The organism is Amycolatopsis sp. NPDC057786 (assembly GCF_042797905.1).
GTDB lineage: Bacteria > Actinomycetota > Actinomycetes > Mycobacteriales > Pseudonocardiaceae > Amycolatopsis.
The window spans coordinates 1-14794 of sequence record NZ_JBHVKW010000149.1 but is presented as its reverse complement, the minus strand read 5'-3'; the positions used below and the strand labels follow the sequence as shown (position 1 = coordinate 14794).

Annotated in this window: 12 protein-coding genes; 6 read left to right on the top strand and 6 right to left on the bottom strand. The window is 68.6% G+C overall.

Translation table 11 applies throughout. The features are described from left to right. Positions 1–46: 46 nt before the first annotated feature. From pgl to tkt, 6 genes are read right to left on the bottom strand one after another with little or no spacing between them, the layout of a single operon-like run. Complete coding sequence (gene pgl / locus ACFVM3_RS39805) at positions 47–802, bottom strand: 6-phosphogluconolactonase (protein WP_125674957.1); 756 nt, start codon at positions 800–802, stop codon at positions 47–49. Continuing rightward, a complete protein-coding gene (gene opcA, locus ACFVM3_RS39800) occupies positions 799–1797 on the bottom strand; it encodes a glucose-6-phosphate dehydrogenase assembly protein OpcA (protein ID WP_378444958.1) in 999 nt (332 codons plus the stop codon). The genes pgl and opcA overlap by 4 nt, the downstream gene beginning before the upstream one ends. Continuing rightward, on the bottom strand, positions 1794–3323 hold the full coding sequence (zwf, locus tag ACFVM3_RS39795) for a glucose-6-phosphate dehydrogenase (protein WP_378444957.1): 1530 nt from the start codon (positions 3321–3323) through the stop codon (positions 1794–1796). The genes opcA and zwf overlap by 4 nt, the downstream gene beginning before the upstream one ends. Further along, the gene (locus ACFVM3_RS39790; RefSeq protein ID WP_378444956.1) at positions 3320–4939 is read right to left on the bottom strand and encodes a glucose-6-phosphate isomerase; all 1620 of its coding nucleotides are present in this window, start codon (positions 4937–4939) and stop codon (positions 3320–3322) included. Before ACFVM3_RS39790 ends, zwf begins: the two co-directional genes overlap by 4 nt. Before the next feature lie 8 nt (positions 4940–4947). Further along, positions 4948–6060 (bottom strand): transaldolase, encoded by a 1113-nt coding sequence (tal, locus tag ACFVM3_RS39785; RefSeq protein WP_192745224.1) that lies wholly within the window; start codon positions 6058–6060, stop codon positions 4948–4950. Positions 6061–6070: 10 nt separating this feature from the next. Continuing rightward, a complete protein-coding gene (gene tkt / locus ACFVM3_RS39780) occupies positions 6071–8173 on the bottom strand; it encodes a transketolase (protein WP_378444955.1) in 2103 nt (700 codons plus the stop codon). Between the two features lie 300 nt (positions 8174–8473). On the opposite strand from tkt, the gene ACFVM3_RS39775 reads away from it, so the two are divergent. The 6 genes from ACFVM3_RS39775 to ACFVM3_RS39750 all read left to right on the top strand — a co-directional run bounded on the left by ACFVM3_RS39775 (position 8474) and on the right by ACFVM3_RS39750 (position 14684). Next, positions 8474–9454 (top strand): heme o synthase, encoded by a 981-nt coding sequence (locus ACFVM3_RS39775; protein WP_125736362.1) that lies wholly within the window; start codon positions 8474–8476, stop codon positions 9452–9454. Positions 9455–9700: 246 nt separating this feature from the next. Then, positions 9701–10882 (top strand): MFS transporter, encoded by a 1182-nt coding sequence (locus tag ACFVM3_RS39770; RefSeq protein ID WP_378444954.1) that lies wholly within the window; start codon positions 9701–9703, stop codon positions 10880–10882. A 70-nt stretch (positions 10883–10952) separates the two neighbouring features. Beyond that, positions 10953–13208, top strand: a complete 2256-nt coding sequence (locus tag ACFVM3_RS39765; protein WP_378444953.1) for a HelD family protein — start codon at positions 10953–10955, stop codon at positions 13206–13208. Positions 13209–13218: 10 nt separating this feature from the next. Further along, a complete protein-coding gene (locus ACFVM3_RS39760) occupies positions 13219–13782 on the top strand; it encodes an FKBP-type peptidyl-prolyl cis-trans isomerase (protein ID WP_378444952.1) in 564 nt (187 codons plus the stop codon). A gap of 72 nt (positions 13783–13854) precedes the next feature. Then, positions 13855–14157, top strand: a complete 303-nt coding sequence (locus ACFVM3_RS39755) for a cold shock domain-containing protein (protein WP_378444951.1) — start codon at positions 13855–13857, stop codon at positions 14155–14157. Further along, the gene (locus ACFVM3_RS39750) at positions 14157–14684 is read left to right on the top strand and encodes a hypothetical protein (protein ID WP_378444950.1); all 528 of its coding nucleotides are present in this window, start codon (positions 14157–14159) and stop codon (positions 14682–14684) included. The genes ACFVM3_RS39755 and ACFVM3_RS39750 overlap by 1 nt, the downstream gene beginning before the upstream one ends. Positions 14685–14794: the final 110 nt, after the last annotated feature.

The window sequence follows — 14794 nt, the reverse complement described above, 5'->3', positions numbered from 1 at the left end:
CCCCTCGGCTCAGCCGAGGGGAAGGGGGCCTTCACACGCGAAAGCGTCAGCCCGTAGGCGGCTGGTAGACCTTCGTGAGTTTCGAGGCGGAGCCCCGGTCCAGCAGCCAGAGCGTGCGGCGGCTGCCGCGTGCTCCCGCCACCGGGATCTCGACCTCGCCCGCACCGGCCAGCGCCTGCGCGACGGCGTCGGCCTTGGCGTCGCCGCCGGTGACCAGCCAGATGTCCTGCGCGCGACGGATCGCGGGCAGGGTCAGCGAGATCCGGGTCGGCGGCGGCTTGGGGCAGTCCCGCACCGCGACGACCGAGCGTTCCTTCTCGTGCACCGCCGGGCTGTCGGGGAAGATCGAGGCGGTGTGCCCCTCCCCGCCGAGGCCCAGCAGCATGATGTCGAACGCCGCGTCGTTGGCCGCCAGGACCTCCGCGTAGGCCGCGGCCGCCGCGTCGACGTCATCCCCGAACTCGCCGTCCGAAGGTGCCATGGCGTGCACCCGCTTCGGGTCGAGCGGGACGTGGTCGAGCAGCGCCTCGCGGGCCTGCTTCTCGTTGCGGTCGTCCGAGTCCGCCGGGACGAAGCGCTCGTCACCCCAGTAGAGGTCCAGACGCGACCAGTCGATGGCGTCACGGGCACTGGAGTCGCGCAGTTCGCGCAGGATCGCGATTCCCGTGCCGCCGCCGGTGAGCACCACCGAAGCGGAGCCCTTGGCGGCCTGGACGTCGACGATCCGGGTGACCAGCCTGGCCGCCGCGGCGGCGGCCAGGAGGTCCGGATTCTCGTAGACGACGACCTCGGTCTTGCTCATGAGGCGCTCTTCGTGGTCTTGGCGGGCGTCTTCTTGGCCGGAGCCGCCTTCTTCGCCGGAGCGGCCTTGGCCGCGGTACCCGACGAAATCTTGCCGAGCCCGTTCAGTGAAGCCTCATAGACCTCGTCCGGGTCGAGCCGCCGCAGCTCCTCGATCAGGCAGTCCTTGTTGTCCCGCCGCTGCAGGGCGATCCGGCGCGTCGGCTGGCCCGGCTGGGTCAGCATGCCGACCCGTCCGTCCGGGCGGTGCAGTTCCACCGGTCCCGAACGCCGGTCCAGCGTCACCGAGATGATGCCCGCGGCGCCGCTGCTCTTGACCCGCTTCACCGGCACCTTGAGGTACTCGGCCAGCCAGCCGGCGAGCAGTTCGGTCGACGGCGAGTCGGCCTCGCCGGTCACCGTCGCGCCGGTGACCTTCTCGTACGGCGGCAGGTCCAAAGCGGACACCAGCTGCGCGCGCCACCGGGTCAGCCGGGTCCACGCCAGGTCGGTGTCACCCTCCACATAGGACTTCGCCCGGGTGGTGAGTGCTCTTATGGGTGCCTTTTCCGCCGCCGAGTCGGTGATCCGGCGCTGGGCCAGCTCACCGAGCGGGTCCTTGGCCGGAGCCTTCGGACCGGTGCCCGGCCACCAGGTGACGATCGGCGCGTCCGGCAGCAGCAGCGGCACGACCGCGCTCTGCCCCTGCGAGGCCAGCGGGCCGTAGAGCCGCAGGACGATGACCTCGCTCGCGCCGGCGTCGCCGCCGACCCGGATCTGGCCGTCGATCCGCGGCGCCGCGGTCCGCGCGCCCTTGGCCACCACGATCACCCGTGAGGGGTGTTCCCGGCTGGCCTCGTTGGCGGCCTCGATCGCCTCTTCGAGTTTGTCGTCGTCGTCGGCCACTATGACCAGCGTCAGCACCCGGCCGAGCGCCACCTGCCCGCCCTGTTCGCGGATCTCGACGAGTTTCTTGTTCAGCTGCGACGTCGTGGTCGACGGCAGGTCGATGATCACGGACGCCTCCAGTTCCGGCCGGTACGTTCCAGCATTTCGTCCGCGGACGGCGGTCCCCACGAACCGGGCGGGTACGCCTCGGGCGCGCCCTGCTTGGCCCAGTGGTCGAGGATCGGGTCCAGGATCTCCCAGGACAGTTCGACCTCTTCGTTCACCGGGAACAGCGACGGTTCGCCGAGCAGCACGTCCAGGATGAGCCGTTCGTAGGCCTCCGGGGACGACTCGGTGAACGCGTGCCCGTAGCCGAAGTCCATGGTGACGTCGCGGACCTCCATCGTGGTCCCCGGCACCTTCGACCCGAACCGCAGCGTGATGCCTTCGTCGGGCTGCACCCGGATCACCAGCGCGTTCTGGCCAAGTTCCTCGGTCGAGGTCGAGTCGAAGGGCAGATGCGGCGCCCGCTTGAACACCACGGCGATCTCGGTGACCCGGCGGCCCAGCCGCTTGCCGGTGCGCAGGTAGAACGGAACCCCGGCCCAGCGGCGGTTCTGCACCTCCAGCGTCACCGCGGCGTAGGTCTCGGTGGTCGAGTCCTTCGCGAAACCACCTTCCTGCAGCAGGCCCGGCACCTTCATGCCGCCCTGCCAACCGCCCGCGTACTGCCCGCGCGCGGTGGTCTCGTCGAACGGCGCCAGCGGCTTGGTCGCCGACAGCACCTTGACCTTCTCCGCACGGAGGGCGCGCGGAGCGAACGAGACCGGCTCCTCCATCGCGGTCAGCGCGAGGAGCTGCAGCAGGTGGTTCTGGATGACGTCGCGTGCGGCGCCGATGCCGTCGTAGTACCCCGCGCGGCCGCCGAGACCGATGTCCTCGGCCATGGTGATCTGCACGTGGTCGACGTAGTTGGCGTTCCAGATCGGCTCGAACAGCTGGTTCGCGAAGCGCAGCGCCAGCAGGTTCTGCACCGTCTCTTTGCCGAGGTAGTGGTCGATGCGGAACACCGACTCCTCGGGGAAGACGTCGTTCACGATCTCGTTGAGCTCCTTGGCGCTCTTGAGATCGCGGCCGAAGGGCTTCTCGATGACGACGCGGCGCCAGGTGTCCTCGCTCGCCTCGGCGAGGCCGGAGCGGGCGAGCTGCTTGGTCACCACCGGGAACGCGCTCGGCGGGATCGACAGGTAGAACGCGGTGTTGCCACCGGTACCCCGTTCGGCGTCGAGGTCCTTGACCGTCTGCGCGAGCCGGTCGAAGGCGTCATCGTCGTCGAAGGTGCCCTGGACGAACCGGATGCCTTCGGCGAGCCGGTTCCACACCGACTCCTTGAACGGCGTCCGCGCGTGCTCCTTGACCGAGTCGTGCACCAGCTCGCCGAAGTCCTGGTGCTCCCAGTCCCGCCGGGCGAACCCGACGAGCGAGAACCCGGCGGGCAGCAGGCCGCGATGGGCGAGGTCGTAGATCGCCGGCATCAGCTTCTTGCGGGCGAGGTCACCGGTGACGCCGAAGATCACCAGGCTGGACGGCCCGGCGATCCGCGGCAGCCGCTTGTCGCGCGGGTCGCGCAGCGGGTTGTTCCAGGCTCGTGTCACTCGCCGGCCTCCTGTACCGCGCGGACCAGTCCGGCCAGGCCGGCGGCCCGGTCGGTGAGGTGCAGGCGCAGCACCGGACGGCCGTGCTCGGCGAGCACCTGGCCGTCGCCCAGCGCCTGCGCGTGCTGCAGGACGCCCAGCGTGTACGGCCGGTCCGGAACGTCGAGATCGTCCTCGACGGCGCCGGTGATCTGCAGGAAGACACCGTTCTGGTGCCCGCCCTTGTGGTACTGCCCGGTCGAGTGCAGGAACCGCGGCCCCCACCCGAAGGTGGTCTGGCGGCCGGTCCGCTTGGCGATCTCGCCGCGCAGGACCGCGGTCGACGCGTCGTCGAGCCGGTCGAGGTACGCCTGCACCGCGATGTAGCCGGTTTCCGGTGCGGAGTCGAAGAAAGCCCGCAGGATGTCCGCGAGCTTTCCGTCCGTCGAGACGTCTTCCGAGCCGAACACCTCGACCGCGCCGTCCACAGTGGACGGCTTCTCGCCGCCCTTGAGCTTGTCCGGGTTGTCGAGCAGCGACCGCGCGGCCTTCTTGGCGGCCTCGACGTCGGGCTGGTCGAACGGGTTGATCCCGAGCAGCCGCCCGGCGAGCGCGGTCGCGAACTCCCACAGCAGGAACTGCGCGCCGAGCGAGCCGGTCACGGAGATCTTCGCGGCGCCTTCCGCAGGTCCGACCGCCACCGGGGTGGCGTCGGCCTTGGCGTCGGCGAAGCCGGGAGCGCTCGGGCCTTCGACGGCGACCGGCAGGAGACCGGTGCCCTGTTTGCCGGTGGATTCGGCGATCAGCTGCTCCGCCCAGTCGGCGAAGCCCTTGATGCCCGATCCGGTGTCGCCGATGACGATCTTCTCGGCGCCCTTTTCGTGCGCCGCGACCCACGCCGACGCGAGCTTGACCGCGGGGTTGTCCACGGAGTCGGCGGCCAGCTCGTCGGCCACCGAAGCGGCCTGGTCGAGCAGGCGGGCGACGTCCGCGCCGGCGAGCCCGGCCGGGACGAGCCCGAACGCGGTCAGCGCCGAGTAACGGCCGCCGACGTTCGGGTCGGCGAGGAAGACCTTGCGGTAACCCTCCTTTTCGGACAGTTCCGCGAACGGTGAGCCGGGGTCGGTGACGACCACGATCCGCCGCGCCGCGTCGATGCCCGCGTCGGCGAAGGCCTTCGCGAAGATCCGCCGGTGGCTGTCGGTCTCGACGGTGCCGCCGGATTTCGACGACACCACGATGACCGTGCGCTCCAGGTCACCGGCGAGCGCGTCGGCGACCTGACCGGGGTCGGTGGTGTCGAGGACCGTCAGCGCGACGCCGTCGGTCGCGGTGATGACCTCGGGGGCCAGCGACGAACCGCCCATGCCCGCGAGGACGACGCGGTCGACGCCCTCGGAACGCAGGTCGGTCCGCAGTGCCTCGATCTCGCCGATCAACGGCCGCGAGGACTTGTGCAGCGTCGTCCACGAGAGACGGATCGACGCTTCGGACTCGGCTTCGGGACCCCACAGTGTGGCGTCCTGGGACGCCAGTTTCGATGCGACCTGGTCGGCGACGAGCCGCTCCGCGAACGGAGCGGCTTCGCCGGCCAGGGCGGCGTCGACGATTTCGACGCCGGTCGTTTCCCCTGCCATGGTCCAGATCAGTCCTTTGCCTTTTCCAGCTGCCCGGTGACGGTTTCGAGAAGCTCGGTCCACGACTTCTCGAACTTCTCGACGCCCTCGTTCTCGAGGGTGAGGAACACGTCGTCGATGTCGATGCCGACCACGCGCAGCTTGTCGAAGACGACCTGCGCGTCGGGGCCCTTGCCGGTCACCGTGTCGCCGGTGATCTCGGCGTGGTCGCCCGCCGCTTCGAGGGTCTTCTCCGGCATCGTGTTGACCGTGTCCTTGACGACGAGCTGGTCCACGTAGCGGGTGTCGGAGTACTGCGGGTCCTTCACGCCGGTGGAGGCCCACAGCGGACGCTGCGGGTTCGCGCCGGCCTCGGCGAGCGCCTTCCAGCGGTCCGAAGCGAACAGCTCCTCGAACGCCGCGTACGCGAGCCGCGCGTTGGCGATGGCGGCCTCACCGCGCAGCGCGGTGGCCGCGTCGGTGCCGATCGCGTCGAGGCGCTTGTCGATCTCGGTGTCCACACGGGACACGAAGAACGACGCGACCGAGTGGATGCCCTTGAGGTCGTGGCCGTTCGCCTTGGCCTGCTCCAGCCCGGCGAAGTAGGCCTCGATGACCGCCCGGTACCGCTCGACCGAGAAGATCAGCGTGACGTTGACGCTGATGCCCTCGGCCAGGGTCTTGGTGATCGCCGGGAGACCCTCTTCGGTGGCCGGGATCTTGATCAGCACGTTCGGCCGGTCGACGGTCTTCCACAGGTCCTGCGCCTCGGCCACCGTCTTGTCGGAGTCCTTGGCCAGCCGCGGGTCCACCTCGATGGACACGCGCCCGTCGACCCCGTTCGTGGCGGTGTAGACGTCGCGGAACAGGTCCGCGGCGTTGCGCACGTCGGTGGTGGTCAGCTCGCGGATGGTGGCCTCGACGTCGGCGCCGCGGGCGGCGAGCTCCTTGGTCTGCTCGTCGTACGCCTCGCCCTTCGACATCGCGTTGGCGAAGATCGTCGGGTTGGTCGTGACGCCCACGACGTGCTTGTCGCGGATCAGGTCCGCGAGGTTGCCGGTGTTCAGGCGCTCACGAGACAGGTCGTCGAGCCAGATCGACACCCCGGCCTCGGACAGCTGCGCGAGCTTGTCGTTGCTCATTGGAGTCCTCTCAGTTCTTGGTGTTGGCGATCGAGCGACGGGCGGCCTCGACGACTGCCTCCGCGGTGAAACCGAACTCACGGAACAGTGTGGCGGCGTCGGCCGACGCACCGAAGTGCTCGATCGAAACGTTCACCCCGGCGTCACCGGTGAAGCGGTGCCACGACTGGGCGACACCGGCTTCGACGGAGACGCGTGCCTTGACCGACGGCGGGATCACGGCGTCCTTGTAGGACTGGTCCTGCGCGTCGAACCACTCGACACACGGCATCGAGACGACGCTCGCCGGGATGCCGTCGGCTTCGAGGGTCTTGCGGGCCTCGACGGCCAGCTGGACCTCGGAGCCGGTCGCGATCAGCACGACCTCGGGGCTGCCGTTGGACGCCTCGGCGAGGACGTAACCGCCCCGCTTGACGCCTTCGGCGCTGGTGCCCTCCAGCACCGGCACGTTCTGCCGGGTCAGCGCGAGGCCCGACGGGTGGTGGACGTCCTCCAGGACGGCCTTCCACGCGTACGCGGTCTCGTTGGCGTCCGCCGGGCGGACGACGTTGAGGCCGGGGATCGCGCGCAGCGAGGAGAGCTGCTCGATCGGCTGGTGGGTGGGGCCGTCCTCGCCCAGGCCGATCGAGTCGTGCGTCCACACGTAGGTGACCGGCGCCTTCATCAGCGCGGCCAGCCGCACGGGCGGGCGCATGTAGTCGGAGAAGATCAGGAACGTCGCGCCGTAGGGGCGGGTGCCGCCGTGCAGCGCGATGCCGTTGAGGATCGAGCCCATCGCGTGCTCGCGGATGCCGAAGTGCAGCGTCCGGCCGTACGGGCTGGTCTTCCACATGTCGGTGGAAGCCTTCTCCGGGCCGAACGAGTCGGCCCCCTTCATGGTGGTGTTGTTGCTTTCCGCGAGGTCCGCGGAACCGCCCCACAGCTCGGGAAGCGGCTCGGCGAGGGCGTTGAGCACCTCACCGGAGGCCTTGCGGGTCGCGATGCCCTTGGCGTCCGGCTCCCAGGTCGGCAGGTTGTCCGCGAAGCCCTCGGGCAGCGTGCGGGTCGACATCCGGTCCGCGATCTTCTTGCGCTCCGGGTTGGCGGCGCCCCACGCCTCGAACTTCTCCTGCCATTCGGCGCGGGCGGTCTTGCCGCGGTCGACGGCCTGGCGGGTGTGGGCGATGACCTCGTCGTCGACCTGGAAGCTCCGCTCCGGGTCGAAACCGAGGATCTCCTTGACCGCGGCGACCTCTTCGGCGCCGAGCGCGGCGCCGTGGGCCTTGCCGGTGCCCATCTTCTTCGGCGCCGGGTACCCGATGACGGTCTTCAGCGCGATGAACGACGGGCGCTCGGTCTCGGCCTTCGCGGCCTTGATGGCCTCTTCGATCGCGACGACGTCCTCGCCACCTTCGACGACCTGGGTGTGCCACCCGTAGGCCTCGTAGCGCTTCACGACGTCCTCGGACAGCGCGATCTTGGTGTCGTCCTCGATCGAGATCTCGTTGTCGTCCCAGAAGACGATCAGGTTGCCCAGCTCCTGGCGGCCGGCGATCGAAGAGGCCTCGGCGGTGACGCCCTCTTCGATGTCACCGTCGGAGGCGATCACGTAGACGTAGTGGTCGAAGATGCTCTCGCCCTGCGGGGCGTCCGGGTCCAGCAGGCCGCGCTCGCGGCGGGCCGCCATCGCCATGCCGACCGCGTTGGCCAGGCCCTGGCCCAGCGGACCGGTGGTGGTCTCGACGCCCTTGGTGTGGCGGTACTCCGGGTGGCCAGGGGTCTTCGAGTCCCACTTGCGCAGCTGCTTCAGGTCTTCCAGCTCCAGGCCGAACCCGGCGAGGTACAGCTGGATGTAGAGGGTGAGGCTCGAGTGACCGGCGGAGAGGACGAAGCGGTCGCGAGCGGGCCACTCGGGGTCCGCCGGGTCATGACGCAGCGTCCGCTGGAAGAGCGTGTACGCGAGCGGCGCCAGGCTCATCGCGGTGCCGGGGTGACCGCTGCCGCAGTTCTCGACCGCGTCCGCGGCGAGCACCCGAACGGTGTCGACGGCCCGCGTGTCGAGGTCGGTCCAGTCGGCGGGCACGTTGCGCCGGAGGAGTGGGTTCTTCTCGCTGGTAGAGGCGGTTTCGGACACTGAACTCGAACTCCCCGTCATCAGGTTGTGGCTTCTCTTCGCTCGTGGGTAACCCACGTGTACCGCTACTAATCTCAATCGATCCGGAAGGGACGATATTCCTGGTCCGGGCCGTTCGCAGTGGTACGCCGCGAGCTACCGCGGCCAGCCTAATGGTTCGGCCGGTCGAGGACCCGCGATCACCCTCTGGAAACAGCACGTCTAACATCGGGGAAGGGTTCAGAACACTCCGGAGCCGGGGCCGCCACATCACCCGGAAGCCTGGTGGACCCCGCCCCGAAAACTGACGCAGGGAGTGAAATGTCGTTGGTGAACGCTGCGCACGGACGCAGTGACAGCACCAGCGCCGTACATCCGACCGGTGAACGACCGCACGGTGGCCGGCGAACAATCCGCCAGGTCGTCGGCGCGTACGCCGCCCTCGCGAAGCCCAGGGTGATCGAGCTCCTCCTGGTCACCACGATTCCCGCGATGTTCCTGGCAGGCAGGGAAATCCCGTCGCCGTGGCTGGTGCTCGCGACGCTCGTGGGCGGAACCATGGCCGCCGGCAGCGCCAACGCCTTGAACTGCGTCATCGACGCGGACATCGACAAGGTGATGAACCGCACGAAGCGCCGCCCGCTGGTGAAGGAATCGGTACCCCGGCGCGGCGCGCTGATCTTCGGTCTCGTGCTCGGCGTCCTGTCGTTCGTCGTGCTCTATTTCACGGTGAACCTGCTGTCGGCGATCCTCGCGATCGTGACGATCCTCTTCTACATCTTCGTCTACACGCTGGTGTTGAAGCGGCGTACGTCACAGAACGTGGTCTGGGGCGGCGCGGCGGGCTGTATGCCGGTCGTCATCGGCTGGGCCGCCGTCACCGGCACCGTCGAGTGGCCCGCGTTCGTGATGTTCGGCGTCATCTTCTTCTGGACCCCGCCGCACACCTGGGCGCTGGGCATGAAGTACCGCGAGGACTACGAGCGCGCCGGCGTGCCGATGCTGCCGGTGGTCGCCACCCCGCAGCACGTGGCGCGGCAGATCGTCATCTACTCGTGGGTGATGGTCGCGTGGACGCTGCTGCTGGTCCCGGTGACGAGCTGGATCTACACGACGTTCGCGCTCCTGGCGGGCGGCTGGTTCCTCTTCTACGCGCACAGCCTGAACGCGGCGGTGCGGCGCGGCGAGGAGACCAAGCCGATGTCGCTGTTCCACCGGTCGAACACGTACCTGATGATCGTGTTCGTCGCGCTGGCGGTGGACTCGGCGATCGGGCTGCCTGCCATCGGGCTGCCTTTCTGATCTTGTAGCGCGTGAAGGCCCCCTTCCCTCGGCTCAGCTGAGGGAAGGGGGCCTTCACGCGTGTTGTGCTCTGGGGGCGACATTGGGAACGCGCGGATCCGCTCGCGCTGCGCGGCCCGCCTGTCCTGAAGGTCACCTTTGAGACGATGAACGTCCTGAAAGGGCCCTTCGGGACGTTCGGACCCGGCTTCCCACCTGCTGGAGCGCGCTACCCGGCCCGGCTACCCGTCAGTACCGTCCGGCGGAGTGACGAGTACGACCGAACGCCCAGCCACCGTCCGTGCCGGGCGCGCGACCATGGCGGTCGCCTGCCTGATCGTCTTCACCGCGCAGATGGCGACGACGATCTACCTCCCTTCCCTTCCGATGGTCGAGCGCGACTTCGGGGTGTCGCGCAGTGTCGCGGCGCTCTCGGTGTCGCTGTTCGTCATCGGCGCGGCGGCGCCGGTGGTGCTGTGGGGCCGGGCGGCCGACCGTCTCGGGCGCCGGGCCGCGATGCTGGCGTCGCTGGGCCTGTTCGTCGTCGCCAGCGCGGTCCTCATCGTCAACACGTCGCCCACGTGGCTCCTCGTTCTCCGTACCCTGCAAGGGATCGGTGCTGGAGGCGCGGCGATCATCGCCCGTATCGCCGTGCGTGATCTCGGTGACGGCGACGCGCTCGCCAAACGGCTTTCGGTGCTGTCCATCGCGTTCGTCACCGCACTCGGCGGCGGGCAGTTCGCCGGCGGGCTGATCGGCGGGTGGCAGGGCGGTTTCGCGGTGCTGACGGCGGTGGGCGCGCTGTGCGTCCTGGGCACGCTGACGATCCCGCTCCACAAGAGCCGTGGCGAGAAGACGGGCATGATCCGGATCTACCTCCGGATCCTCACCGTTCCGGCGTTCCTGCGGCCGACGATCGCGGCCGGGCTCGGCTTCGCGACGATCGTGCTCCTCCAGGAGGTCTCGCCGTTCGTCTTCCAGCAGCACTTCGGGCTGAGCGTCGACCAGTACGGCGGCCTCGGCCTGCTCTTCGGCCTGGCCTACTTCGCCGGCGCGCTGCTGGTGAACCGGCTGGCCGGGCGCAAAGGCTCGCCGTGGCTGATGCGGGCGGGCGCGCTGGTCATGACCGCCGCCGGCCTGCTGACGGTCGTCTTGTGGCTCGTGCCCGCGATCCCGCTCACGGCCGCGTTCGTGACGTTCGTCGCGCTCTACTGCGGGACCACCTTCGGCCAGGCCGCGCTTTTCCCGAGCAGTATGGCCGTCGCGGTGAGCGAAGTGCCCGGCCACGGCGCGTACGCCGTCGCGTTGTGCGGGTTCGTCGCTCAGTCCATCGCGGGTGTCGCGGCCACCTTCGCCGCGCTGCTCCACGAGAACGTCGTGTGGGCGAGTGTGGCCACCGTCCTGTCCCTCACCGCCTTCCTCCTGGTCCGGGTGAGAGTGCGGGAATGAGATGATGGCGGGCGCCGTTGTAACTCGTTCGGCCCCTGTCCCACCTCTCGAAAGCAGGCTGCTTTTGTCCGTGTCCCCGGACCGGGAACCCGACGCGCTCGAGCAGGACGTCGCGCTCGAGCAGCAGTACGTCACCGCCCTCTACCGCAAGCTCGACGCCGAACGCGCCGACGCGCAGCGCAGGCTCGACGAGACGCTGCGCCAGACCGGCGGCACCCCGCAGGCGCGCACCGAACGCGACGTCGCCACGACGCTGTACACCGACAGGCTGGCCCAGCTGAGCTCCGTCGAGCAGGGCCTGTGCTTCGGCCGCCTCGATTTCCTTCCGGACCACGCCGAGGAGACGACCTACATCGGGCGGCTCGGGCTGTTCGACGAGGACGACGAGTACCGTCCGCTGCTCGTCGACTGGCGCGCGCCGGTCGCGCGGCCCTTCTACCTCGCCACCGCCGCTTCACCCGAAGGGGTGCGGCGTCGCCGCCACATCCGGTCGCTGAGCCGGAAGGTCGTCGGCGTCGACGACGAGATCCTCGACCTCTCCGCCGCGGACCAGGGCCAGGACCTCGGCCTCGCGGGCGAGGCGGCGCTGCTGGCCGCGCTCGAACGCCGTCGCACCGGCGAGATGAGCGACATCGTCGCCACCATCCAGGCCGAACAGGACCGCATCATCCGCGCGTCGCCGAACGGTGTCCTCGTGGTCCAAGGCGGTCCGGGAACCGGCAAGACCGCCGTCGCGTTGCACCGCGCGGCGTACCTGCTCTACACGCATCGCCAGCAGCTGACCACGCGTGGCGTGCTGGTGGTCGGGCCGAACAGCACGTTCCTCCGCTACATCGGGCAGGTCCTGCCGTCGCTGGGCGAGACGGGGGTGCTGCTGGCCACGATCGGGCAGCTGTACCCCGGGCTGGACGCCGACGGTCCGGTCACCCGCGAGGCCGCCGAGATCAAGGGCCGCCCGGTGATGGCCGACGTGCTCGCCAACGCGGTCCGAGACCGGCAGCGCGTGCCGGAACCGGTGCTGGAGATCGAGTTCGAGCGCGAGATCCTCATGCTCGACCGCAAGACCTGCACCGAGGCGCGGACGCGGGCCCGCCGGTCGCGCCGTCCGCACAACCTCGCCCGGCGGATCTTCGTCTCGGACCTCCTCGACGCGCTGACCCGGCAGGCCGCCCGCAAACTGGGGGAGGACCTGCTCGACGCGCGGGACGTCCAGGACATCCGGGCCGAGGTCGCCGCGGACCGGAACGTGGCAGCCGCGATCGACGGGCTGTGGCCGAAACTCACCCCCGAGATCGTGCTCGACGAGCTGTTCGCCGACCGCGAACGGTTGCGCAGCGCGTCCGGAAAAGCCCTGTCGGACACCGATCGTGACCATCTCTACAGCCCGACGGACGCGAAGTGGAGCCCGTCGGACGTCCCGCTGCTCGACGAACTCGCCGAGCTGCTCGGCGAGGACGACACCGAAGCCCGTGCCGAGGCCGCTCGCCGCGAGCGGGAGGACCGCGCCTACGCGGAAGGTGTGCTCGACATCCTCGAACAGGACGAAGAGATCGTCGACGAGGAGCTGCTGCGGGTGGGCGACGTCCTCGACGCGGAGCTGTTCGCCGAGCGCCAGCAGCGTCGCAGCGAGATGACCGCGGCGCAGCGGGCCGCGCAGGACCGGACGTGGACGTTCGGGCACGTGATCGTCGACGAGGCGCAGGAACTGACCGCGATGGACTGGCGGCTGCTGATGCGCCGGTCGCCGAACCGGTCGATGACACTGGTCGGCGACGTCGCCCAGACCGGGGCGGCCGGTGGGGCGCGGACGTGGGGCGAGGCGCTTTCGCCGTACGTCGCCGATCGCTGGCGGCTCGAAGAACTGACCGTCAACTACCGGACCCCGGCGGAGATCATGGCCGTCGCGTCCCGGGTTCTCGCCGAGGTCAACCCGGAACTCGAGGCGCCGGTTTCGGTGCGGGAGACGGGTTTCGAGCCTTGGCTGCGTTCCGTCGACCCGGCGGACCTCACCGCGGAACTGCCCGGCATCGTCGACGCCGAACTGTCCGTTGTGGACGGTGGGACGGTCGCCGTGCTGTGCCCGTCGTCCCTGGTCGCTTCGCTCTCGGAGACGCTCGGCGAGGCGGGTGACCGGGTGTCGGTGATGGCGGTGGACCGGGCGAAGGGCCTCGAGTTCGACTCCGTGGTGCTGATCGCGCCGGACGAGGTCGTCGCCGAGTCGCCGCGCGGGCTCAACGATCTTTATGTGGCCCTGACCAGGGCGACCCGGCGGATGGGCGTAGTGCAGACCGGTGACCTTGTTCCCGCGCTGGAGGGTCTTGGCTAAGGTCGGCCGCATGCGCACATTCGGCAAGATCGTGGTCATCGGCGCGGGCGTACTCGCCCTGGCGGCCTGTGGCGAGAAACAGAACACCGCAGGTTCGGCCCAGACCTCCGGCGCGGCCCCCGCGTCGGCGTCGTCGTCGGCCCCGGCCGCCCCGAAGGGCAAGGAATGCACGGCCGAGGACGTGAAGACCACCGGGAAGTTCGGCGAAGCGCCGACCATCACCATCCCGGACGACTGCGACCCGCCGAAGAAGCTCATCACCAAGGACCTCGAACCCGGTACCGGCGAGGGCGCCAAGGCAGGCGCGAACCTGAAGATGAACTACACGGTGATGACCTGGTCGGACAAGCGAAAACTGGACAGTTCCTTCGACCGCGGCGAACCGCTCGACCTGACTCTCGGTGCGGGGATGGTCATCCAGGGTTGGGACCAAGGCCTGGTCGGCGTCAAACAGGACGGCAGGCGGTTGCTGATCATCCCGCCGGACCTCGGCTATGGCCAGGGCGGTCGAGGTATCAAGCCGAACGAGACCTTGGTGTTCGTCACCGACGCCGTCACGGTTCCCCCCGTGTAGATCGATCTTGCGCGGTAAACCCGACGCCGCTCGTTCGAGTGTCCTTGCCGGCGAGATGTTGACCTCCCTTTCATGAGTCTTTACTTTGATCGACAGGGGGTGATGTTCGAAATGGGGTTCTCGGACGGGCGAATCCATCGCGGTATCGTTCGCCTGTGGCATGTCGATGACGGCTGGGGTGAAGTTCAGTCGTCCGATTTCGCTGACCCGATCTGGGTTCATTATTCGACCGTTGACTCGGCGAGCAGGGGTGTGCTGCCCAATGGTTTCAAGCAACTTCTCGTCGGTGATCATGTCGAGTTGACCGTCGAGCATGCTGAACAAGACGAATATCACTTACGCGCACTGTGGATAAAGTCGACAGGGGGAAAGTGATGAATACGCTTCGGTTGGGAAGATTCGGTGTGATACTGGCCGGCTTCCTCGTGTTCCTTGGAGTTTCGGTCGCTCCTGCGTACGCCGACCATCATTTCACCTTCACGCAGGCCAAGACCACTTTTGACGAGACGGACGCGCATGGCAGGTTCACTGGGCAGGCGCTGACCAAACCCGGTCAAGCGGTACCCATGTCCTGGTCCTTTCGTATCGCGCCTGCTGTGCAGGCGATCGCGGCGGGTCCGATGAATTGTACGGCCGGTCATATGCAGCTCCCTTACCATGATTCGCACAGCAATATTCCGGTCGACTATTTCTGGCATTCGACGGTGCAAGGGAACAAGTCGGACAATACCAAGTATGACCTGTATGGAAGCTGTACTTTCAAGGTTAAGAACAATGGTACCGCGAACTTGAAGTTCGTTTTCCATTATTCACTTTTCTGTGGGCCGTGCGGCGATGTTCGAGCCGGCACTGGTCAAGGGGGCTTCTCCACCACTTTGGACGTGCTGGAAGCCAGCCGGTGAATTTCGCCGGCTGAAGTCCGTGAAGGCCTCCTTGAGGGACTCTGGATCCCTTAAGGAGGCTCGGAGTCATGGGGTTGTTGCAACACCGTCTGATGGAGGGGCGGGGTTGT